The 24,485-nt window shown below is 35.4% G+C and carries 14 protein-coding genes and 1 riboswitch; of the genes, 7 read left to right on the top strand and 7 right to left on the bottom strand.

The features are described from left to right. Positions 1-22: 22 nt before the first annotated feature. The 6 genes from N2Z58_06160 to N2Z58_06185 form a co-directional block, all read right to left on the bottom strand. Entirely contained in the window at positions 23-4,309 is a 4,287-nt protein-coding gene (locus tag N2Z58_06160; protein MCX7654241.1) for a hypothetical protein, read from the bottom strand. Positions 4,310-4,552: 243 nt separating this feature from the next. After that, positions 4,553-5,545 (bottom strand): iron ABC transporter permease, encoded by a 993-nt coding sequence (locus N2Z58_06165; protein MCX7654242.1) that lies wholly within the window; start codon positions 5,543-5,545, stop codon positions 4,553-4,555. Between the two features lie 2 nt (positions 5,546-5,547). Further along, a complete protein-coding gene (locus N2Z58_06170) occupies positions 5,548-6,432 on the bottom strand; it encodes an ABC transporter substrate-binding protein (protein MCX7654243.1) in 885 nt (294 codons plus the stop codon). A gap of 58 nt (positions 6,433-6,490) precedes the next feature. Continuing rightward, a riboswitch (cobalamin riboswitch) is annotated at positions 6,491-6,661 on the bottom strand. A 66-nt stretch (positions 6,662-6,727) separates the two neighbouring features. Beyond that, on the bottom strand, positions 6,728-7,114 hold the full coding sequence (locus N2Z58_06175) for an aluminum activated malate transporter family protein (GenBank protein MCX7654244.1): 387 nt from the start codon (positions 7,112-7,114) through the stop codon (positions 6,728-6,730). Further along, entirely contained in the window at positions 7,111-9,006 is a 1,896-nt protein-coding gene (gene feoB / locus N2Z58_06180) for a ferrous iron transport protein B (GenBank protein ID MCX7654245.1), read from the bottom strand. Before feoB ends, N2Z58_06175 begins: the two co-directional genes overlap by 4 nt. Before the next feature lie 28 nt (positions 9,007-9,034). Further along, on the bottom strand, positions 9,035-9,511 hold the full coding sequence (locus N2Z58_06185; GenBank protein MCX7654246.1) for a ferrous iron transport protein A: 477 nt from the start codon (positions 9,509-9,511) through the stop codon (positions 9,035-9,037). A gap of 256 nt (positions 9,512-9,767) precedes the next feature. Here N2Z58_06185 and N2Z58_06190 point away from each other — a divergent pair, with 256 nt between their 5' ends. Further along, positions 9,768-11,087: a glutamine synthetase family protein gene (locus tag N2Z58_06190; protein ID MCX7654247.1), complete on the top strand. Its 1,320-nt coding sequence runs from the start codon at positions 9,768-9,770 to the stop codon at positions 11,085-11,087. Between the two features lie 20 nt (positions 11,088-11,107). Beyond that, entirely contained in the window at positions 11,108-12,835 is a 1,728-nt protein-coding gene (locus N2Z58_06195; protein MCX7654248.1) for a YgiQ family radical SAM protein, read from the top strand. Here the strand turns inward: N2Z58_06195 and N2Z58_06200 are convergent. After that, entirely contained in the window at positions 12,801-13,877 is a 1,077-nt protein-coding gene (locus N2Z58_06200) for an alanine/ornithine racemase family PLP-dependent enzyme (GenBank protein ID MCX7654249.1), read from the bottom strand. The genes N2Z58_06195 and N2Z58_06200 overlap by 35 nt on opposite strands. A gap of 128 nt (positions 13,878-14,005) precedes the next feature. Here N2Z58_06200 and N2Z58_06205 point away from each other — a divergent pair, with 128 nt between their 5' ends. Genes N2Z58_06205 through murB form a run of 5 tightly spaced genes read left to right on the top strand, consistent with a single transcriptional unit; the run spans position 14,006 to position 24,483 of the window. Next, positions 14,006-14,806 (top strand): purine-nucleoside phosphorylase, encoded by an 801-nt coding sequence (locus N2Z58_06205; GenBank protein ID MCX7654250.1) that lies wholly within the window; start codon positions 14,006-14,008, stop codon positions 14,804-14,806. Between the two features lie 2 nt (positions 14,807-14,808). Further along, on the top strand, positions 14,809-15,798 hold the full coding sequence (locus N2Z58_06210; protein MCX7654251.1) for a bifunctional oligoribonuclease/PAP phosphatase NrnA: 990 nt from the start codon (positions 14,809-14,811) through the stop codon (positions 15,796-15,798). Positions 15,799-15,852: 54 nt separating this feature from the next. Further along, the gene (locus tag N2Z58_06215; protein ID MCX7654252.1) at positions 15,853-19,584 is read left to right on the top strand and encodes a GGDEF domain-containing protein; all 3,732 of its coding nucleotides are present in this window, start codon (positions 15,853-15,855) and stop codon (positions 19,582-19,584) included. Between the two features lie 23 nt (positions 19,585-19,607). Then, on the top strand, positions 19,608-23,582 hold the full coding sequence (locus tag N2Z58_06220; protein MCX7654253.1) for a diguanylate cyclase: 3,975 nt from the start codon (positions 19,608-19,610) through the stop codon (positions 23,580-23,582). After that, complete coding sequence (gene murB, locus N2Z58_06225) at positions 23,575-24,483, top strand: UDP-N-acetylmuramate dehydrogenase (protein MCX7654254.1); 909 nt, start codon at positions 23,575-23,577, stop codon at positions 24,481-24,483. Before N2Z58_06220 ends, murB begins: the two co-directional genes overlap by 8 nt. Positions 24,484-24,485: the final 2 nt, after the last annotated feature.

Consider the following 24,485-nt stretch of genomic DNA (forward strand, 5'->3'; position numbering starts at 1 on the left):
CGTAAAGAGGGCTTGTCTTAGCTTATTTGCTTATTATTTTAAACATTGGTAAGTTCAGTGTTGAGATAGGTTTAACAACTGGGAACTCAGATATATCGTACAGTAACAAACCTTTATCACTTCCCACGACCATGATTCTTGCATCTGCCTCAGTATGGAATGCATAAGTCAGTCCGTTAAAAGGAATACTAATAATGTCACGCGTAGCATCAAATGCTCCTAAATTTCTAATACTTACTATTTTAACACCACTTCCACCACCTGAAACAAAGAGCAAATCGCCAAACCATGAAATATTTCTTGCTGGCGCACCCGCAAACAACGGGGTTTTACTTAAATCATCGCTTTCTTTTTCAATTAAGTTTGTACCGTTTCTATCAAGTATCCAAATTCCGTTATAGTCACCATCTGCGATGAATATTCTGTCAAAATACTTGTCTACTGCTACAGCGGAATCTATACCTGGGTTATACCTTTGAAGTCTATACGTTCCCCCTCCTTGTTCTTCAACCACAACGTAGTACGTAGTTGGAATTTCCAAGTCTTGTGACAAGCTTGTTATATTACCACTGGAATCTACACCCAATTTGTATCTAATTGTTCCCGCTCTCCCACATGTAACAAGTAAATAGGAAGGATTCTGAGATTGTGACAAATAATCAACAACGACTTGTATACTTCTCGGTTCAACCGCCTCTTGCATCGGAACGCTTATTTTTGGTATTCGTTGATCAACATTAACTGGTAAGACCGATGACCTTATTGTATTACCATTTTGATCGAAGATCTCAATAATATTGTTGCCTGCTTTACGACCAAGTACATAAGCTCTTCCTTGTGCATCTATTGCGACATCGTATAAAGCTTGGTAACCTGTGAGATTCAACGATTTTACTTGTGATAAAGTTAAATTTGCGTAATCGAAATCGTACAATTTGGCAGATATTGTCTCAGTGTTTGCAACGACTATTTTAGCTACTTTTTCGGAACTAGTTTTTGGTACAGCTTTCAACTTCACATCGATTTTGTTAAAGTATTCGCCAGTATCGTAACGACGAACAGTAGGTTCAAGCACGTTTCTTAAATCTATAACGTAAAGTCCGTTACAATAAAAACCATCGCCGACACCAAACAAGAAGTTGTTGATATAGTTTAAATCAAGTAATTTGTACATCTTATCTGGTTCGTATTTTGAATCATTTCTATATGTAATTAAACCTCTACCACCATCTAAGACAACTGAATTATCACCCACAAAGAGCAAGTCATTGAATTGAGAGCCTGGTTCGTATTCGATGTTATTCCCTGATGTGTTATTTGTCCATTTTCTAATTCTGTCGATTGTAAATGCGTACAAACTATTGTTGTATATTCTTACGCCTTTCACTTCTGTATCAAATGTACCACCTGACAAAGACGTGATGGAGGCTGGAGGTAATTCTCCATCAGATCTTTCCGCATCTGCAAGTTTCACATACTTCACATCTTTGCCTACGGCGAGCGCTATGACTTGTTCGTTATTGAACTGACCTATTTCCAGATCGTTGATTTGGTTGTCGTAAATTAATCTTATATCATTTATTGTAATATTTGGAACGTTTGATAGATTTAGTCTAAGTAGTCCACCAATGTTGTTAGCAATGTAAGCGCTGTCAGCAGCCAGCTTTATAGTCATTATTTTACCCTGTGTAATATTTATCTTAGAGTTTGTTGTCTTACTTGTCTTGCTAAACACAGAATTTACAGGTAAAGTAAATGTTTTTAATGTCTTTCCAAAGTTTTTACTTGTCAATATTGGTTCTGATGGATTTGTAAGATCAACAAGGCGAATTCCGTTGCTTCCTTCACCAATGATCGCGTAGTTCTTGTAGATTTTAATGGCACTAAGAGTTGTCCCAAGGTCTACCTTTTTCACGATTTTTGGATTAGACTTGTCGGAAGCGTTTATAACATAAAGATTCGTACCTCCGACAGCATAGATATAATCTTCGGCCACATCAAAATCAGTGAATGATACATTATCAATCAAAGCGACAAAACCTTCTATTTTTACAGTTGGAAGACTATAGGTATTTGCTATATTTATTACTGATTTACCGTCAAAACTTTTTGAAAGGATATACGAATATCTTGGTGAAGAAACTGTTTTGAAGGTAACTTGTGCTGTTGAAGAAGCATTTTGTAAATCGTACACTGTTACTTGAATAGAATATGTTGTGTCATAATTAAGATTCGGTAATATTGCTTCTGTTGAAGTAGTTTCGATTGTTAAAACATCGGTTCCATTTGTTTTTAACACAAGCTTGTATCTTAAAACATCTCCATTATCAGGGTCTTGTCCCCTCCAGCGTGCAGTGAGAGAAACCGGTGTTTTCTCATTATTGTAAGGTTGCAAAATAGAAACAGATGGTGGATTATTTTGGTAAGTTAAAGACGTTATCTCCTGCCTTCTTTCTTGTTCGGCACCAAATTCATCTCTTGCCATAACAACAACTGTGTAATTCCCTCTTGGAAGAGAAGCAACGTTTATTTCTTTAGAAAGGTCTGTCCAAGTAGATATTACCTTTCCAGAAGAATCGATTAGTTGACCTTGTTTATACACGATATTATCGCCTTCTGGTTCAGAAATCGTTACGGTTAAAATCTTAGAAACATTGTCGTAGTTAAATTCGATCTTTGGTGGTAAATTTGCAATTTTGATTGTTTTTGTGAACGAATCTTGTAAAACAGTTGAGCCATTTTGTTGGCTGTAAAGTTCTATTGTGAGTGTATGATTCATATTGAAGAAGTCACTACTTAACTCAAGCTTACTATTGTGATCCTTTAGCTTGAAAGTATCTGCTGTAGATTGATTGAGTAATGTTATCTTATCGATTTTGACAGTGTATTTTGCATTTGTTGTGTCTTTTGCATCAATATCAAATTCTCCTACTCTGTTTACCTTCACAGGTTCTTGCATGTATTCCATGCTTTGTCCTTCGTATTTGACTCTTAGTATTTCATTCACAGGTGATGAATTTATACCCTCTGAAACGTTATTCGATTTGCCAAATTTGTCCTTGGCTTCTACATGTATTTCATACAAACCTTTGTCTAAGGTGTCTACTCTTTTTGACCAGCTAAGTACGTTAATTTTTTCTTCGATAACCGTATCTGGATTACCTTTTCTTATCAATTTTATTGTGGATTGGACATCGTCATTGTCAAGCTCAACGATCGTTACAGTAGCGTATCTTGTGGTCTTTGACATTGGATCTACATCAACTTTGATCAAAGGCGCTTCGTTTATTATCTTGATCTTCTTGACAAACGAGTCTTGGAGAATGCCCTTATCGTTATATAAATCAATCTTTAAGTTAACTACCTTGTCTTTGCTGAAGTATTCATCCCAAGGTACATCCTTGTTGTTATTGTATTTTTTCAGTTCGAAGGACACTTCTGTTGAATTAGTTGTTATGGAATCCAAATTTATATAACTAAGTTCTCCAATTTCTATCTTGTAAGTTGCTTTGGTATCTATATCAGTTGTAACTTTAAACTTGCCATAACGATTTACAACAAATGGCTCGTCATAGTACCTAAGGTTTTTTTCTTCATATCTGACAGCTATTATTGAATATGTTTGCTTTAGTCTTATATATTTTTCCAATTTTGCCTCTGCGCCGTATTGATCTTTTGCATAAACTCTCAATATATAAACATTTGGCACGAGATTAAGTGATGTGAGGTTTATATTTAGTTCTGTTTCCTTAGCTGACCAATAAACTTTTCCATTTGTGTCTACTATTTCAGTATTAGAAATCGCTATAATGTCATTTTCCGGATCGATTATTTTAACGTTTACAACCGAGGTTTCAGGTCCTATCTTGTCCGGATTTATTGTTATTTCTGGTGCTTCGTTTATTATCTTGATTTGTTTCGTGATACTTGCTGTTTTGTTATTACTACTTACAGATATTGTCAACTGGTGTGGTGTCTTAAAAAATTCTTCACTCAGTCTGTTTTTCAGCTCCGAAGAACTTTCATAATCTTTGAATTTTATTTTGTTTTTTCCTTGTTCATTAACGAAAACAATGTTGTCTATTTTCCATAAATAAATTCCTCCGTTGACACCTGTTACTTTTACTTCAATTTCTTTGGTTCTTTTTATTTCTAAAAAGTTTTCGTTCTTATAATCTTTACCTTCGTATAAGAGAGAAGTTATTTGTGGAGTTTGTTGTACTACACAAGAATTCACAAGTAAAGACACTAAGAAAATCATTACCACAAGCAATCCATAAGCACAAAGATGAAGATACCTCTTTTTCATATAAAAAGTCCCTCCTTCTAACACGTGTTTTTTCAATAGATTGAAAACAACTTTAAAAACAGAGAGCAGGTATTTTTTGCAAAAACTTTAATTTATCGGATTTCTCAAAGAACCTTGGTTCAAGATACAAATTGTTCTACTCAAAAGAGTAGATATAATACTATTGGCTGTGTAAATTATTATTTATGTGTTAGCTATGACAGTATTATACCACAATTGTATTACAAGAAGGGCTAAGGCACATCATTTTCCTTTTACTTTCATTAGCCAAAACATGAATGGAGCACCTATGAGGGAGGTTATTATACCAACTGGAATTTCTACAGGGTTCAGGATGGTTCTTGCCAAGGTGTCACAAACAGACATGAACATTCCACCTATGAACATAGTGGTGATGATGTTGTTTTTATGCTTTGGCCCAGCGATTATTCTCGCCATATGAGGAACTATCAATCCGACAAAACCTATCACACCTGTTTTTGAAACGAATACAGCGGTAACAAATGAGCCAAGTAAGTAGAACAACCACTTGATAAATTCTACATTTACGCCTAAGCTTTTTGCTTCCTTTTCACCCAATGTCATTGCATCGAGCTGCTTGCTGTAAGCGAGTGCAAAAAAGACAAAGATCAGCAGAGATATGGAAGGTAGAATAGTATCCTTAATCGTCAGACCGGAAAAGGAACCAAAAAGCCATACATGACCTGTTACAAGTGTTTTGTTTGCTATATTAAGCAGTAGCATACTACCTGCCGAGAACATTGTGCTGACAAGTACACCGCTCAAAACAAGATGTACGACAGGTATTACACCTTCTTTCTTGGCTAGTGTTATCGTGAGAAACGAGGCTAAAACTGCAAAAATAAAGCTCATAGTTGGTATGCTAACGTGAAGAGTTGTATTTACAAGAAAATAAACCGCAAGCAATGCTCCAAAACTTGCTCCAGCTGATGTACCAACAAGATAAGGATCAACTAATGGATTTTTCATAATTGCCTGGAATACATTTCCTACAACGGCCAAAGCTATTCCTGTTAACGTTGCCATAAGTACTCTTGGAAACCTTAAATTCCAAATCATATATTTTTCAGCACTGTCTTCAAATATTAATCTAAACAGCTTTAAAATATGGACATTTACTGTTCCAAAAGATAGGTTGATAAAAAATACAACCACAAAAATAACAGGGAGAGAAAATCTCCCTGTTTTTACAATAAATTTTCTTATATTATTCAAACTCACTTTCCTCCATAAAAGAAGTTATAAAATACATCCATGTATTTGAAAATATGTGGAGCAGCTTGGCTAACTTCATCACCATCAACAACTAGCAATCTATTGTTTTTAACAGCTTTGAGGTTTTTCATGATAGAGTGACTTTTAACCGATTGTTCAACAGCTTTGACATCACCATAAGCTCCTATAATAATAACATCAGGGTCTTGTTGAACAAGCCATTCCCAACTTACAGAAAGCCAGCCGTTGTTTCCAGAATACGGTGCAGCTATGTTTTTGCCACCAGATATTACTATTAGTTCGTTCATGTACGAACCCGTGCCAGCAGTCCACAGCTCTTTGACTTTTTCGTCAGGAACTGTTATTGTGAAAAATACGCTGGGTCTTTTCTCTAAGGGTATTTTTGAAGTTTTCTGCCCAATTTCCACCATCTTTGCTCTAAGTTCTTCTATGAGCTTGTCTGATTTATTCTTAACGTTAAAAATCGCTCCAAGTTGTCCCACTGCTTTTATTATGTCTGTCAATGTGTTGGCATTTAGAACGTAAGCTGTCAATTTCGCCTTTTCAAGCTTGTCTACTTCGGGGAATTGAAAGCCTCCGAATGTAATTACTAAATCAGGTTTGAGCGAATAAATCTTTTCAATATTGAGTGGTACCATGTTACCTATGTTTTCAGCTTTCTTGTAACTATCCCAAGCAGTGACACCCACTATTCTGTTTTCTAAACCGAGTGCTTGTAAATATCTTGTTGCACTTGGAGCTGCTGAAACTACCCTTCTTGGTGGCATAGGTATGTTTACAATTCTACCAGCGTCATCCACAACCGCTATTGCCAGGGATAAAACGGTTAGTAGTAGAACCATCAAAAAGCTAACCTTTCTCAACATCTTCGCACATCCTCCTTTTACAAAAATTTTTTTGCCATCCCCAGGCTTCGTGGTGGATGGCTTCCCTCTTATGTATGTCAGGTCTCCCGGCTCGTGGATCTTCCTACTCTCCACACCTTCCCAGCTAACGCCAGTGGTATTTTGTGGATTTCGTCCCCACTCACGGTGGCGGCCCCGCTCCGGATTTTCACCGGACTTCCCTTGGACATACATAAGGAGGATTATTTACTTTAACTTCCGTTTTCATTATACCGCATCAATTTTTAAAACGCAACTTTCAATTTCTTCAAAAACTTTATCTTCTTCCAAATTTACCCGGTTTTAGGGCAAATTTTCTTAACCTGTAAATGTTGAACAGACTGTAAAGTCCAAGCCCCCATAATAAAACATCAGCGTAGGTAGGATTATCAACAGGTTCTCCGAAAAGAACATTTATAAATGAGAAAATAAAATCTAATAACGTGTAACCAGCAGCTATGGTAAATAAAATACTTCCGACGTAAAGATGTGCAATTTTATAAGATACAGAGGATTTCCCAAATTCTCTAAATCCAGATAGAAATACAAAAGAAAATGTGAGCAAAACAACTGAAAATACATAATCTTTCTGCATAAAATACAATATAACTACTAAAAAGGAAATTAAAATTGAAAACCATAGAGTTATGTTGACTGTTTTCATATTAATAACCTCCCGATGAAATTAACCAACAATGCAAGAACATATGAAATACTGAAACTATAAACCACGGAAAATATAACATATTTACTACTACCAGTCTCTGATTTAATTGCTGCAAGTGTGGCAAAACATGGTATATAACCCAATGTAAATACCATTAGTGTTACAGCTGTAATTGGATGCAAGACTACTTTCTCTATACTACCGTAAAACTGAGCAAAGGATGATACAATAATCTCCTTTGCAACACCACCAAAGACCAATGCGGCCACTGTTTGCCAGGTAAAGCCAAGAGGTTTGAACATGAATTCAAGATTTTTGCCAATCGTAGCAACTAAACTATTCTCTATGTTATCAGGGTTCGGAAAATAAGTAAGTGCCCATACCACAATACTCACAAAGAAAATGATTGTACCAGCTTTTTGCAGAAAATGCTTTCCCCTGTTCCACACGTATGTGAGTATATTTGAAAGTTTTGGAAATCTGTAACGCGGGATTTCCATAATGAATGGTACATTTTCTCCCTTTAATACCACACGGTTGACAACCCTTGATGATATAGCCGTTAGTATTATGCTAAGAATGTAAATAAAGAAAAAAGTCTCTGCTTTACGCTGGGAAAAGGCCACATTGATTATCATCAAGTAAACTGGTATTCTGGCATTACAACTTATGAAAGGGGATACTAATATTGTCGTAATTCTTTCTCTTTCATCCGAGAGTCCACGCGCAGCCATAACGGAACTAACGTTACAACCAAAGCCAAGCAATAACGTCATAAAAGATCTTCCAGTCAATCTAAGGGAGTACATCAATTTGTCCATTAAAAACGCTATCCTTGGTAAATATCCACTTTCTTCCATTATTCCAAGGGCTAAGAACAATGCGAATATGCTTGGGACGAACGAAATAACACTTCCTACACCATTTATTACACCATCTGAAATTAGCGAGGTTATGAGTGTCGAATTGCCAAATGTTTCAGCTAACTTGCCGAACAAAAATTCGAGTAAGTTAACAAGGGGTTCTGAAACTTTAAATGTAAAGTTGAAAGCTAAGTACAAGAGCGATAAAAAAATTGGAATTCCAAGGTATTTGTGAGTCAAAACGTGATCTATAGCTTCTATATCAGTAATAGTAGCTGATGACTTTTGCATACAAACCGACAAAACTGAGTTTATATATTCGTATCTACATTTGGCTATATCGACTCCTATCTCTTCTGCACTTTCGTCAAGCCTAAACTCACAATAAGAGACTTTACTCTTGGCAAGCTCATCACCTTCGAGCAATTTTAAAGCAAAGAATCTCTTGTTATATTCTTGTCCAAAGCAACCTTCTAGTGACTTTACCAATGACTCTATCTTGTAACCATAATCGAGAAATTTTGGTCGATAGTTATTTTTGAATGCACTTATTATTGTATCTTTTAATTCGTTAATTCCTTCACCAGAGTGTGCCGATGTTAGGATAACAGGTATTCCTAAGGAATCCTGAAGAAGATTTTTATCAAAATGCACGCCTTTCTTCTTAGCTTCATCTACTGCGTTGAATGCTGCGATAACGTTCAAACCAAGTTCCAAAACCTCCAAGAGCAAATACATACCTTGCTCAGGACTTACACTGTCTATAACAACAACTGTAACATTTGGTGGAGTAAGTAAAAGGAAATCCCGGGTGATTTTTTCATCTATGGAGGTAGCAGAAAGAGTATATACGCCAGGTAAATCTATAAAATGCAATGTATGATCTTTATAAGAAGTTGCACCTTCTATTCTGCTTACTGTCACACCGGGCCAGTTAGCCACATACTGTCTTGCTCCAACAAGTCTATTAAATAAGCTTGTTTTTCCTACATTCGGATTTCCTACTAATCCAACAGTTATTACCATAGTTGTCCCTCCATTTTAAACGGTATATTCAAAAAAATTGTATACAGTTGTTTATAATTACTTGTTCATTTTTAGCTGGAGAGACAAACACCTTTGAAAGTCTACCAAACCCTATGTCAAAAGTACCAACGCTGGTAACTATTTTCTTATCTTCTTTGATTTCTATCAGTGCACCCTCAACTATTCCACATTTGCTAAGCAAGTATCTGCTCATTTTTCCAGCTTGTATGTTCACCACCACATACTTGCCAGGTTCGACGAAGGTGGCTGGTAAAGGTTGGTCTTGAATTATATCTACCTCAACGACTTCTGCTTCGCTATTCCGTAAAGAGATTAATTTGTTGAAAACTTTGTAGATTTTTGGATCGCCCATCGGGGCTGCCTTTACTATCTGTATTTTAACTCCAGGCAAAATACCAACAGCTCGCAACTTTGGTAAAATATCAGACTTGTATAACTTTCTGACTTCTACGACGGTTCCAACTGGTACCTCCGATAAACGCACAACAACCACCCGCAATCTTTTACACTTTTTCTATTGTAATTGAGAATCAATTGCAATAATATTTTACAATAGCTTTTTTTGAAAGTCAAGCTTATTTGTGAAAATGTTAACAACATGAAAAGACCAAAAAATATTGACAAAATTGGAAAAAATATTATAATTACAGCATAAAGACATTTTTCTTGTGCATACTTATAAAATGTGCTTATTACAAAGTATTTCACTTTTATCCATATTGCTTCAAGGGGGTGAAGGTATGGAAAAAGAAAAAGTTTACAAGTTTATTGAAGAAAACGAGGTAAGATTCATAAGGCTTCAGTTCACAGATATTAACGGTACGATGAAAAATGTCGAGATTCCATCGGACGAAATTACACCAGCCTTGGAAACGGGAATAATGTTCGATGGTTCATCTGTGGAAGGATTTGCAAGGCTCCACGAATCCGACATGTACTTAAAACCAGATTTGAGAACAATTGCAATTTTGCCTTGGACGTTCGATGGTTACAAAAGTGCAAGAGTCATATGTGATGTCTACAATGATCCGGAAACCCCTTTTACTGGTGATCCACGCTATAGATTAAAATTGGTGGAAGAAAAAGCGCGCTCAATGGGGTTTATCGCATATGCAGGTCCTGAAGTTGAGTTTTTTATGCTTCCAAGAGACAAGGGAAAGCCTGTGTTCGACTTTCTAGACGATGGAAGTTATTTTGATTTATTACCAGTAGACATCGCTGAGCATATTAGGACACAAGTTTCAGTCCATTTGGAAGAAATGGGTTTAGATGTTGAGACCACACATCATGAAGTTGCACCTTCTCAACATGAGGTAGATTTTAGATATGCTGAACCTGTTATTTCTGCCGATAATGTTCAAACAGTTAAGCTGGTTATTAAAACATTAGCTATAAAAAACAACCTTTACGCAACGTTTATGCCAAAGCCATTTTTTGGAGTAAACGGTAGTGGTATGCACGTACATATGAGTCTTTTTACCTTAGACGGTAAAAACGCATTTTATGATCCAGAAGCTCCTGATGGTATTTCACAGACTATGAAATACTTCATTGGAGGTTTAATAACACACGCAAGAGAAATCACGGCGATAACAAATCCAACTGTAAATAGCTACAAAAGGCTTGTTCCAGGTTATGAGGCACCGGTAAACATCGCTTGGAGTAAAGGAAACAGAACGGCATTGATAAGAATTCCGAAAGCTCGAGGAAAAGCTACCAGACTTGAGTACAGAGCTCCAGATCCTTCCTGTAACCCTTACCTTGCCCTTGCAGTCATCTTTGCAGCCGGGTTGGATGGAATTGAAAATAAAATAGAACCACCCGCAGCAGTTGAGGAAAACATTTACCGTATGTCTGAAAGTGAAAAGGTACAGAGAGGAATAAATAAATTGCCCGGTAATCTTAAGGAAGCTTTAATAGAGGCAGAAAAAAGCAAACTTGTTCGTGAGGTATTGGGAGAACATATTTTGGAGAAGTTCTTAGTTATTAAAGAACGTGAATGGTGGGAATATTCAATCCATGTTACTGAATGGGAAAGAACTAAGTATGAAAATATATAATCGAGAGGATTGGTAATTAATTGTTTTTACCAACAACAGTTGAGGAGATTGTAAAAAGAAAATGGGAAAATCTTGATGTTATATTCGTGACGGGTGATGCTTACATTGATCACCCGTCTTTTGGTGTTGCATTGCTTGGAAGGCTCTTGGAATCTAAGGGATATAAAGTTGGAATTATAGCACAACCTACTTGTATTGATGACATAAAAAGACTTGGGAAACCTAATTTGTTTTTTGGTGTTACTTCCGGAAATGTGGACTCGATGGTAGCAAATTACACGCCATCTAAGAAAAAGAGAAAGACAGATGATTACACACCCGGTGGTCTTAACAACAAAAGACCAGATCGTGCAATAATCCAATATGTCAACATGATAAAACAAGTTTACAAAAATTCTGTCATAGTCATAGGTGGAATTGAGGCAAGTTTGAGAAGATTCGCACATTATGATTGGTGGAGTAATAAAGTCAGAAAATCTATATTGGTGGATTCAAAAGCAGATATTCTTGTGTATGGAATGGGAGAAAGAGCAATATTAGAAATTGCAAGAAGATTGGAAAGTGGTTTAGGTTTAGATGGGATACGTGGGACAGTTATCTGGAAAAATAGCTTGAATGAATTAGGAAAAGATTTCGATGCTTTTGACAAAATCGAACTTTGTTCATTTGAAGAAGTGTCGGAAAACAAGGATTTGTACGCAAAGACATATTTAGACATTTCAACCTTAACCGATCCGTTCAAAAATGTTATTTTATTTCAAAAACAAGACACGAGATATGTTGTGCAATATCCTCCGGCATTTCCACTTACGACGGAAGAATTAGACAATTTGTATCTTTTGCCCTATGAGAGACGAGTCCATCCGCATTATGAAAAACAAGGAAAAGTCAAAGCAATCGAAACAGTCAGATTTTCTGTCACAGCTGTTAGAGGGTGTTTTGGTAATTGTTCTTTCTGTTCAATAGCGCATCATCAAAGTACTTATGTGGTTTCCAGAAGTGAGTCATCCATTTTGGAAGAGGTAAGAATTATAACAAAAATGCCTGATTTTCGTGGAACAATAGTTGATGTGGGCGGTCCAACCGCGAATATGTTTGGATACAATTGTGATCTTAGGCGAACAAGAGGGCAATGTCAGAAACATTGTCTGTATCCCAGTGTTTGTAGGACGATTAAGAACAGTAATAATGCAGCAAGATTTATTGAATTACTTGAGAAAATCAAACTCATACCAGGTGTAAAACATGTATTTATTGGTTCGGGAATAAGACACGATCTCATCATGGATTCAGACGATTGTGATTATATTATTAAAAAACTTGTTGATTTTACATCAGGACAACTCAAGCTCGCTCCGGAGCACGCGCACCCTGAAGTATTAAAGCTTATGAGAAAGCCACCTATCGAGGTTTTCATTGAATTCAAAAAAATATTTGAAGAAGAAGCAAAGAAAAAGGGACAAAAAAAGTACGTCATTGGTTATTTCATAGTAGGGCATCCAGGTGAAGGTGAGCAAGAAAACGAATTTTTGAAGAAGTTCATAATCAAACATTTGGGGTATATACCACAGCAAGTACAGATTTTTACTCCGACCCCCGGTACGTTAAGTACAACAATGTATTATACACAGAAAGATCCGATTACCAATAGAGAAGTTTATGTAGAGAAACGTGATAAACTTAGGGAAAAGTTCAAAGAAAATATAGTGGGAATTAGACAAAGACTTTCTCCACATACGGACTTGTAAATGCTCTGAGTGCGCATCCATAACTCATGCGGAACTTTACAATATCGCCAACTCTAAAATCTTTGTAGCATTCCGTGACATCGACTATCAAATGATCACTTGATGCATGTAAAATTTTCAGGCATTCGTCCAAAGGCTTTAATCCATCTGGTTTAACGTCTTGTTCACCAACTGCGATGATTATACGTCTTCTGTAACCTTTATCTTCAAACGTAGGTGTCCGGCCAAATGCATCTTTTCCGGTCTCCCCGTATGGCACCGATGGCTTATAGTCTACTTCAATTACCTCTGCCTCTAATATCACAGTATCTTGATGTAAATATGGTATATCTCTATCACCTGTTGCATCTGTTCCCAGTATTAACCCTTCTCCAACTCTAAACTGGTTGATTCCAGACGGAAGCGTACCGTTTTCAAGCATTTTTAACGTTACGGTACTTCCTCCACTTATTTTTAGTTCAAAACCAAGAAGATTTTCAAGTTTTCTTTTTATTTCAATGAGTATTCTCATATTCTCCAGCGTGGGTAAAACTCCTCCATAACAGCCTACGTTTGTACCTACTCCTATTATCTTTGCGTATTTTAATTTCTTTGCAACTTCATATATCTCGTCAACCGCGTTTTCAAACCAAACGCCTTCCCTTAGATCTCCTACATCGACCATGTAGATTAACTGTACGTTTTTTTGCAGTTCAAGTGCTATCTTATCTATTTCATATGCTGTAGCTGGCATTGAAACTAAAATTTCATCGACATACTTTACTGCAGTTGGTAACTCTGAGAGCATGGGGATTCTAAGTAATTGGAAAGGACCTGGAACATTGTTTTCAACTAAACTAATTATGTTTCTCAACCTCGAATCACCAAGCTTGTCAACACCGTTTTCTCTAATTGCCTTCGCTATTTTTGGATTTGCAAGAACAAGTTTTGTTACACCTACTAACTCTATTCCAGCATTATGACACATTTCCGCTATCTTTCTTGAATTGAATATGATTTTATCTAAACTGATGTTCAATCTTGGGTAATTTGTCTCAAACATAAACTGTTCACCCCTCTTTGAAAAAATATTCAAAGTACAAAACATGTGATATAATATACTTAAAATACACCAGATATTTTAAACTATACTATTATGCTTGTAAACTGCAATTGTAGGAGGGATTTTTGGTGGATAGAGAAGTAAAAGAAGCTTTTGATTTTATAAAAACCATGGTTAAGAATAATCCAAAAATAGCCCTTATTCTTGGTTCTGGACTAGGTTTTCTATCAGATTTTGTTGAGAACAAAGTAGAAATTTTGTACCAAGATATACCAAATTTTCCTTATTCAACTGCACCTGGACATGAGGGAAAACTTGTATTTGGAACGTTGTTTGGTAAAGAGGTTGTTGTTTTAAGCGGAAGGTTTCACATATACGAAGGTTGGAAACCTTCCGACATAAAGATAGTTGTACATACTTTGAAATTAATAGGGATAGAAAGAATGCTCGTTACCAACGCAGCTGGTGCTATTAACGTATCTTACAACCCTGGCGACATTATAATTGTTAAGGATATTATAAATTTCATGTTTAGAAATCCTTTGAGAGGTCCAAATGATGATGATATTGGTCCTCGTTTTCCAGATATGCTCGGTGCCTTCGATAAAATATGGATGGGTAGGTTAAAGGAAATTTATCCAAACATAAAAGAGGGAGTCTACGTAGGTGTCACAGGTCCTACATATGAAACACCAGCGGAAATAAGAGCCTTTAGAAAGATAGGAGCAGATCTTGTTGGAATGTCCACAGTCCCTGAGTTAATCGCCTGTGCACATGTTGGTATCAAGGCTTTAGTACTTTCTTGTGCAACAAATATGGCAGCTGGTGTACTTGAGAAGCCTCTTTCTCATGAAGAAGTTATGGAAGTAGCAAGCGAAGTAAAGGAAAAGTTCATAGAAATAGTCAAAAAGGCTTTGGAGGTAGTTTGAAAATGAATAGGGATTTCTTAAATATAGTTGCAGAATTAAATACGGCTTTTAAGGTTCTTGTTGTTGGTCATATAATGCCAGACGGAGACGATGTAAGTTCTGTGCTAAGTGCTATGTATGGTTTGAAAAGGCTTGGGAAAGAAGTAATCGCCGGAATTGACTGGAAAATACCTTGGTACTTTTATGAATTTGAAGAGGTTTCTCAAATACAATCGTATGATACAGTAAGTGAAATGAAATTTGATCCAGATGTTGTGTTGGTTGTTGATGTATCCAGTCCAGATAGAGTTGGTAGGTTTCAGGAATTTTTCAACAATAAGAAAGTGTTCGTAGTTGATCATCACGGAACAAATACATTTTTTGGTACTTACAATTGGATTGATACAAAATTTGGTTCAACTGCTCAGATGATTTTGAGGATAAATACAGAGCTGGGTGTTCAATACGATGAGCGTTTAGCAACGTTAAACCTCATGGGGATAGCCACCGATACTGGATTTTTCAGATACACCAACGCAGACGAAATTGTCTTTTCAGATGCTACAAAGCTTGTATCACTTGGTGGAAAGATGCATTTGATTTCAAGAATTTTTGAAAACAAACGCATCGAGCAATTCAAATTGCTTTCAACTATGATCGAACACATGAGAATGGAGCTTGATGGGATGATAGTGTATTCATACCTTTCTAAACAAGATTACGAGAATAACAATTGCACAGAAGATGATAGTGGAGGTTTTGTAAGTGAACTAAGGTCAATTCGTGGCGTTGAACTTGCGATTTTCCTATCTGAATATGAATTTGGGGAAGTACACGTAAGTCTTAGATCAAGAGACTGGTTTGATTGTAGCAGACTTGCTGTTTTACTTGGTGGTGGAGGTCATCCGAGAGCCGCAGGTTGTACACTTAAAGGAAATCTTGAGTCTATCGTGGAAGAAGTTATTAGAGAAGCTAAGAATATGTTTGTTTCCCAAAAAGCTTTGCAGTTTTGAAATTATTTAATGTCAGAATCCTTAATATTATTCAGGGGGGAATTTAGTATTATCTTGAACTCAAATAGTATGGTGTTTTTTAGGGAAGTATACTCCGGAAGTGAGTATATAGAAAGTTCTTTGTACGATATTAACAATAAATATTTAGTAAGGGTAATCCCAAAAAAATTCATCGATTCGTTCTTGGATTTTGTTGTCCATGTAAATCAGTTTACGCACATTCCAAATACGTTCTTACCAACAACTGTTGAATCCAAAGGTGAAAACATTATTGTTAAGTTCAAGTATTTTAATGAAAAACCTTTAACAGAAATAATTGATAAACTTTCAGAAGAAGATTTAAATGAGATAGTAAAAGAACTTTTGAACTATCTGTATGGTGTTATCAATGGAATATATCCCCCCGTTCCATGCATTTCTTTAGATGATATATTTGTTTACGCAGGGCAATTTTTCTTTTTACCACCATTGATACAATCGAAAAATGTACTAAGCAAAATTTTGAAAAAGAGCAACGTAAACAGCTTATTCGTCGCCCCTGAGTTCCTCAAAGAAGGAGTTTGCAATGATAAATCCACCTTTTATGCCATCGGAAAATTTATCCAAACTCTTGACAAGGACAAAAAATATGAAAGCTTAACAGAAAACTTGACATTAGATGATCCTGAGAAACGAAACATAACCCCAGAATTAATTGATAAGCTCGTAACTTACAATAGGAATTTGGTACGAGAAATTGAACCAATAATCAGAGACAAAATATCTGAGACAAGACAGCATTATCATACGATCGAAATTCATGGAGCAAGCTATAATGAATTTAAAAGCATCTTGGGAGCTATTTATAAGGAATTTGCTCGGCTTGAAAGTTCGTTGTTCATTTGCGTTGAAGATGATTTTACAAATATTCCAAGGCAGTTACTTGCTAAATACAAGCATCTGTTGAATCCTGACGAATTAGAAATTCTTTATCCAACACTTTATGCAAACACAAAGTTTAATAGCATATTGCCAGTGCTAATTGGTGTCTTGAATAGAGCAAAGTTTGTATTTTTGTGCGTAGAAGACGTTGACAACGGTGACTACCTTATCAGGACGTTTTTGAGTCATCTTCGCACAATTAGAATGGAGTCCAAGATAATTGTCATAACAAGAAACTCAAGTCGACCAGATGTGAAGTTAACTGTCAAAAACATATCGCAAAAATACAAATGTAATAAAATAACAAATGGTAAAGAGAAAATATTAGCCGTACTTGGGCAAAGATTTAAGCAATTGGAAATGATTTTACTTGAAAAAATCACAAATGAAGATCTCGAAAAATACTTGAAAAGATACTTAAAAAGAGGAATAATCTCGAAAGAAGGCAATGAGTACGTGTTTGACGAAAATGTATGGAACTCTATTTACAATCAAATTCCGCTGGAAGAACGGGTAAGTTTACACTTGAGTTTAGCAAAAAAATTGGTTAGTTTATCAGACCCGTTTAACCTTTCTTTACTTAAGAGCTCATTCCATTACATTATGGCTGGAAAGGAAATTTCAGCGGTTATTGTGTGCTTAAAATTCGTTAAGAAGAACCTTGAAACTTACACTTTTTCAACCGAAAGAATGAAAGATGCACTTTTTTCTGCATATGAAATATTAAAAAAACACAACAGGATTGATTCTTACGCATTTAATTCGATATTGCTCAGGTTTAGATATCAATCTTTGGAGGAACTTGACAATATCGTATTGAGCTTACCTGAGGGCAAAATTAATAATTTCCTTATTTTGCTTGAGAATTTCGTGAATGAAAACCATAAACAAGTCATCGTAGAATTCGAAAGGTCATTTGAAAAACCTTACATTTGGAGTGCTAAAAGAAGAAATTTCAAACAACTTAAGGCATATCTGCTATATCAATATTCGTATTACAATCTGAATGATACAATAGAGGACAAAGATTTTTTAAAAGATCTGTTTGAAAATATCCCGGAGATCAATAACGAGTGGACAAAATTGAAAAGTGAATATATCTTACTGTATATACTCTTCCTAATTTACAAAAATAGGAGCGAAGCAATTAAGTACGCTGAAAAAGCAAAACAGTTGATAGAAAAAAGTGGAGCAAAATATTTAATGATTAGACTGGAAAACGCAGTAGGTACACTGAACGATATGGCAGCGATTTCCATAGAAAATTTTAAACGTGCAATACAAATATCCTTAGAGATCGGTTATTCAAAACGTTCATTAGTTCCTTATGTAAACCTTTTACGTTCATTACTTTATTTTGGTTTTATTGAGGAACTAAAAGAAGAAATAAAGAAGACTCAAGGCTATGTTTCGCTTTGGAGGAATGCGTCAGACTTAGCATTTTATTACAGAATATTAGCCTTTTTACCAATGTATGAACAAAAACATGATGAGGCAGACGAATCCTTGAAAAGAGCCTTGGATTTTGAAAGATCCAACAATTTACAGCAAGCGTCGTTGAGAGGGATCATACTTAATGAACTTTTGTGTGGTAATTTTGAAGCTGCCAAAAAGGTTGCGCTTGAAAACATAGATAACCCTGCTGTCAAAACACGTGCCTTTGAATATCTCATCGAAATGCTTCTTGCGAAAGATGACGAAGAATTCAAAAATGTATGGATTGAATACAGAAACTCTCCATACCACCTTTTGAGAGAAGAGATACTCTACATCTTTTCAGATAGGATATCAGAGTTAGACGAAGAAGGATTTTTAAAGGAGATAAGAGCTTGGGAAGACACCTATACTTCTGGTGGTGTAAATCTTTCCTTATTTTACATCTTGCTTGCAAAGTATAGATATCTTGAAAGAAAAGGAAACAAAGTACGAAGTGAGTTTATCAGATCTGAAATATGCAACTTGGCAGAGATAATGAAGAGTTTTCAGCACCCTTTTTTGTACAAGTGTTCAAGCGCAGATGTGGGTGGCGTAAATTCTATACTACACACTCTTAAACGTCTTGATTTAAATGTATCATTAAGTAATTTTGTCAAGCTTTTTGCAAGTGAAATATATCGTCTTTTTAAGGCACAAAGATTTAGTATAGGAATTTTTGATAGTTTTAGTAACATTAGCTATGAAATGTCTAACACTAATAAGATACCTGAGAATGAGGTTTTTAATTTGCATCCTTTTGAATTACTAATTAAAGACAGAATAGATGAATACTCTTATTACCACATTTACATTTATAGCGAAGAGCTTGCATTTCCAAAAGAAGAAAGTCTTGAAGATATAATCACGCTTGTGGAAGAGCTTTTCACAGGTCAGCTTAAGGGAATCATATTCAGAGAACGTGCAAGCATAGATAGTTTAACTGGTTTGTACAACAGATGGAAGTTAAATCAATTGATAGACGAAAAACTCGATAAAAAGACCGATGTTTTTTCCATCTTTATTATGGACATAGATGATTTTAAGAAGATCAACGATAGTTATGGTCATATTGTTGGTGACAAAGTTTTAATTGAAATTGCCAACTTACTTAAAAATTTGAATGTAAACGATAATGTTGTTGCACGATATGGTGGGGAAGAATTTGTTGGTCTGATTTGTTCCAAAAAAGCAGTTGCGCTGAAGATTTGTAAAGAAATCAAAAGTTTGATAGCTAAGACAATGAACGATAAGTTTGGATTTGAGGTTACTGTAAGCATTGGAATTGCAGATTCAACGGAGAAAAATACAAGATCAGAGCTCTTAGGACTTGCAGATCAAAGGTTGTACGAAGCTAAAAACAGTGGTAAAAATACAATCGTAACTGATTGAAAAAAATTGGGTGGTGGCAAGGTGTGGAAAGAGTTGGAGAAAAATTAGAAATCATAGAGTTTGTTAATGAAACCTATTGGAGTAAAGACTACATTGCTGAGTTGGACGGAAGAAGAAAGATTGTAAAGTTTGTCAAAGAAAACTTGATTTTAAGGCCTGATGAGGTTGTGATGAAATCGGAACTGGCGAGAAACGTGTATGGTTTGTTATTACCAGAAAGGTTTATTTTTGAAAACGTTCCTATTTTAATTTACGATGTAAACAACGTTGAATTTTATGATAAGTTTGCTGCTCGGCAAAAAGAAGTAATAGTTTCATTTCTACTAAGCTTACTTAAAAACATTCTGCATGTTCCAAAACTTTTCTTGCCAGTTCTCGGATTTGATGACATAGTTCAGGTGGACGACGAGATATTACTTTTTCTACCATTTGTACAAAATTATGTTAAGCTTTCAGCCCTCCAAGATAAAGACGAGGGAAGTCTTTTCATAGCACCTGAAATCCTTCACGAGCAAAATCTTACAGATTCGTCAACACTTTATGTGTTTGGTAAACTATTAGACATTATTTCAGAAGATGAAGTTGTTAAAGCAATAGCAAAACAGTTAAGTGCACAAGACCCCAAGGAAAGAAAGTTTAAAGAAGATATACCTTTCTCAAGTATATTGAAAAACAAAAGGACCTTAGCGCTCAAGAGAATAGTCAGAGAAGAAGAGAAGGCGATCATCAAATTTATTACCTCTAAGGATACAGATAAGAAATTTCTTGGTGTTATTGGAACTCAAAGGATAGGTAAAACGACTATCGTTGAAAACATTGAAAACGCGCTTAGAGAAATTGGTACACCGTTCCTTCACGCTGTGTCTGGATCAGACGTGATTATTCAAACATTACAACTTGTATCAGATAAGATAAGCGAAGAATTATTTGAAGAACTTACAGAGTGTATTGAAAAAACATGTAAAATCGATACAGTTTCAATGGCTTTAGTCCAAGCCCTTTCTGTTTTGAGCAACGTGGTGATTATTGTTGATGACTACCATGAAGTATCTGAAACTTTGAGAGCGTTACTACGGAAAATGGCTACCATGATAAAGGGTTCTAATATAAAAATAATCGCTTTTAGCGTTGAAAATTTTGAAGAATTTGAAGATAAGATCAATTTAACACCATTTTCCGTGGAACAAACAAAAGAATTATTGAAAGCTTCGTTTTCAAAAGTATGGGAAGCAGACATACTTAGTCAATGGCTAACAAATGTTTCAGCCGGTTTACCTGGACTTATAGTTGAATATATAAAATATCTTTATGAAAACGATGTTATTTATTTTTCTAAAGGGGAACTAAGATATGATATCGACAAGTTAGAACAGCTGCAATTTAACAACATCTTTAGTGAAAAACTAAGCAAATTTATCAACAAAGTAGAACAGTATGTTGCCGTTTTAGGCCAGAAGTTCAATAATTCAGAATTAAAACAACTTGAAGTTGAGTTGAAGAAGAAAATAGATGTCAACCAACTCATTTCAGATGGAGTTGTATACAAAGAATATGACAAGTATAGATTTACGCTGAGGCAATATTGGGAATTCTTGTACAACAGCATACCATCTGAAACAAGAAACGAAATACATAAAGAGCTTTCGAAAAAAGTTAATGATACATTTAAGAGGGCATGGCACTTAGAAATGATAGGTGAGAAAATAAATGCTGCAACTGTTTATTTAAAATATATAAAAGAGTTGTTAGAATACTATGCTTCTCCTTCACTTGTTAAATCGGTGATACGTAAAGTTAAGGAAATCATCGGTAACAGAACTTCTTACGCTCTTGTAAAATTTGAAGTTGAACTACTTACACGAACAGAAGAGATAACAGAGTTAATAACATTAGAAATTCCTGAGAATAGGTTGTTTTCTTATTACATAGCTAAGAAATACTTTTCTTCATATAAAGAGCAAGAAGCTATGGAGATATTGAGCAAATATCCAAAGGCCTATGGTTCAATAGGTGAAATAAAAAGGAATTTGCTTTATTTAATGGCTGAATTTGAAGTTGGGAAAAAAAGAAAAGAATATGTTAACAGAACTTTTGCCCTGATTGCAAATCTTAGAGAAGATAACCCTATTCATGCCGGCATACTTGTGGATGCGTATATTTTCATATCGAGAGTGCTTTCAGATAACCCGCACCGTGCTTTTTACTATTTAAAAAAGGCGGAGAAAATAGCACTCGAGTTCAACCTGGCTCATAAACTTCCGATTATCTACAACAACATGTCAACAGAAAGTTCAAATACAAACATATCCATGACATTTCTTCAGAGAGCAGTCGATGTAGCAAACGATATAGGACTTCCAGCTCGAGGATACATGGCAAAATTAAATATGCTTTACCATGCACTTTACGCTGGAAAGATAAAAGACTTTGTGACAGGGATTGCCAATGTTAGACCAAAAATTGAGCTTTTAGGCCTTTCCGACGAGTTGGCATATAGCCATATCTTAGAGGCATATTATCATGCTTACAATTTTGAATACGAAGAGGCTTTAGTACACATTGGGGAGTCTGAGAAAATTTCTGGGAAAGCTAACGAGCTTGAACGTATGTTCATCAGTGCTATAGTTAGGAAATTTGACAGTTTCAATACATATCTTTCAAAGATTGATATTTCAAATTTATCAGATGACTCGAGAGCTGTTATAGAAATTTTGGGAAATTTAAATAATGAGGAACTTGGGTTAAAATGGGAGAAATACATCAACAGCGGTGGAAGAATTTTTAGAGAGGAAATTTGTGCAATTGCAGGTGATAAATTGTCACGCTTGAAGCCCGAGCTCTTTAGAAAGGAGCTAGGATATTTAGAGAACAGATTCGTACTTGATGGTAGTTTACTGTCTCTTGCAATGGTCTACGAAGGTTATGGACATTATTATAAAGAAATTGGAAAATTATATAAAGCAAATGTATACTATCAAAAAGCAATTACACTTTACAAAGACATAGGTATGTTAAATGCATCAAAAATTTTGTCACAGACTTATAACGTTAGCACAGTTGATTTGGAACCTGGTGAGCTTGAAGATACGAAAAATTTATCAATAGATATTCTAACAAGTCTCAAGGTTATTGATCCAAAAACGGATCCGCAGATTCTACTTGATTACTTTGTCTCAAAAGTTTTGACCGTTTTTCCGGTGAAGAATGTGTATTTTAAGATTCATGACAATGTACTGGACAGAGATTTTGAAAGTGGATGGGGTGAGTTTAGAAGTTTTGAAAAAGACTACTTAGTGTTGTCTCCGTTAGAGATTTATCTTACAGACAATTTTGATCAAAAATCTAAATATGAAATATATGCTTCGAATCCAACTCTATCTCTTCCAGAATACTTTAAGAATAATATTATAGCAAAGTTGGAAATAATAGAATACGGTTTTGTTGCAGTTTTCAAAGGCGTTTTAACAAGAATGAGGAGCTATATAGATCCGCTTACAAAGCTATTTACAAGATATTATTTTTCCGAGCTTTTGGCTCAACATTTTGAAAATGCTGTTAACCAAAAAGATAGTTTATCTATAGTGATGTGTGATATAGACAATTTCAAAAAAATAAACGATACATATGGACACTTGACAGGGGATAGGGTACTTAAAATTATTGCTAAACTACTTAGAGAAAACATTCGATCGACCGACATCGTCGGACGATTTGGAGGAGAGGAATTTATAATATCCTTTCCATCAACAGATGTTGAGGAAACAAAATCAATTCTTGAAAGATTAAGGCGCCACATACGTGACTTGACAGAATTTCCTTTCAAAATAACGCTGAGTTTTGGTGTTGTAAACCATCCTGAAAACACAGGCGGAATTATAATACAGTCCCCGGAAGATCTTATCAGGTTAGCAGATACTGCTTTGTATCATGCTAAAAATACCGGAAAAGACAAGATAGTAGTCTATTCGGAGGGAATGACGGGTGGATTGCATGCATAATTTAAGAAGAACAGTACTTGAAAAACTCTGGGAATATGGTTGTGACACTTTACTTAAAGAAGAGCTTTCTGCACATGTAAGTTTTAAAATTGGTGGTACAGTTCCCATTTTTGTAATTCCCAATAACGTAGATGGACTATTAAATGCAATTAATTTGATAAGAGAAGAAGGAATGGAATTTCGTATTTTGGGTAAAGGAACAAACATTCTTCCCTTAGATGGTTCTTTACCATTTTTGGTACTTTCTACTGAAAGAATAGATGAATTAATTGTTGAACACGATAAAATTCATGTTGGAGCAGGAGCTTCTTTTAAGAAATTGTGTCTCGTAGCGCTTGAAAATGAATTATCCGGTTTGGAGCACGCCTATGGTCTTCCAGGAAGTGTTGGAGGAGCTGTTTATATGAATGCAGGATGTTATGGATGGGAAACGGCTGATAATATCTTGGAAGTCACTGCCTTTGATGGTAGAAAAGTAATAAAACTAACGAAAAATGAAATTAATTTTTCGTACAGAAACAGTATATTCAAAATCGAAAAAAATATGGTAATACTTGGAGCTACATTCAAGTTTTCCAAGGGGCAAAAGGAAAAAATCAAAAATCTTATGTTAGATACGATTAAGAAACGATACGAGAAACAGCCTTTGGAGTACCCAAGTGCGGGTAGTGTTTTTAAAAGACCAAAACCTGATTTTTATGTTGGCACAGCGATTGAATCGCTTGGACTGAAAGGTTTTTCCATAGGAGGGGCGCAGATTTCCGAAAAGCATGCTGGCTTTATAATAAACAAAGGTAATGCAAAGGCTGAAGATGTAATTAGTTTAATAAAATACATTAGATTAAAAATTAAAGAGCGTTATAATATAGATTTAGAGACTGAGATTGAAATTTGGGAATAGGA

The sequence above is a fragment of the Fervidobacterium sp. genome (genome assembly GCA_026419195.1).
GTDB lineage: Bacteria > Thermotogota > Thermotogae > Thermotogales > Fervidobacteriaceae > Fervidobacterium.

Coding starts and splice junctions, on each gene's coding strand:
- N2Z58_06160 (MCX7654241.1), bottom strand. CDS start 4,309: ATGAAAAAGAGGTATCTTCATCTTTGTGCTTATGGATTGCTTGTGGTA.
- N2Z58_06170 (MCX7654243.1), bottom strand. CDS start 6,432: ATGTTGAGAAAGGTTAGCTTTTTGATGGTTCTACTACTAACCGTTTTA.
- N2Z58_06175 (MCX7654244.1), bottom strand. CDS start 7,114: ATGAAAACAGTCAACATAACTCTATGGTTTTCAATTTTAATTTCCTTT.
- feoB (MCX7654245.1), bottom strand. CDS start 9,006: ATGGTAATAACTGTTGGATTAGTAGGAAATCCGAATGTAGGAAAAACA.
- N2Z58_06190 (MCX7654247.1), top strand. CDS start 9,768: ATGGAAAAAGAAAAAGTTTACAAGTTTATTGAAGAAAACGAGGTAAGA.
- N2Z58_06200 (MCX7654249.1), bottom strand. CDS start 13,877: ATGTTTGAGACAAATTACCCAAGATTGAACATCAGTTTAGATAAAATC.
- N2Z58_06210 (MCX7654251.1), top strand. CDS start 14,809: ATGAATAGGGATTTCTTAAATATAGTTGCAGAATTAAATACGGCTTTT.
- murB (MCX7654254.1), top strand. CDS start 23,575: ATGCATAATTTAAGAAGAACAGTACTTGAAAAACTCTGGGAATATGGT.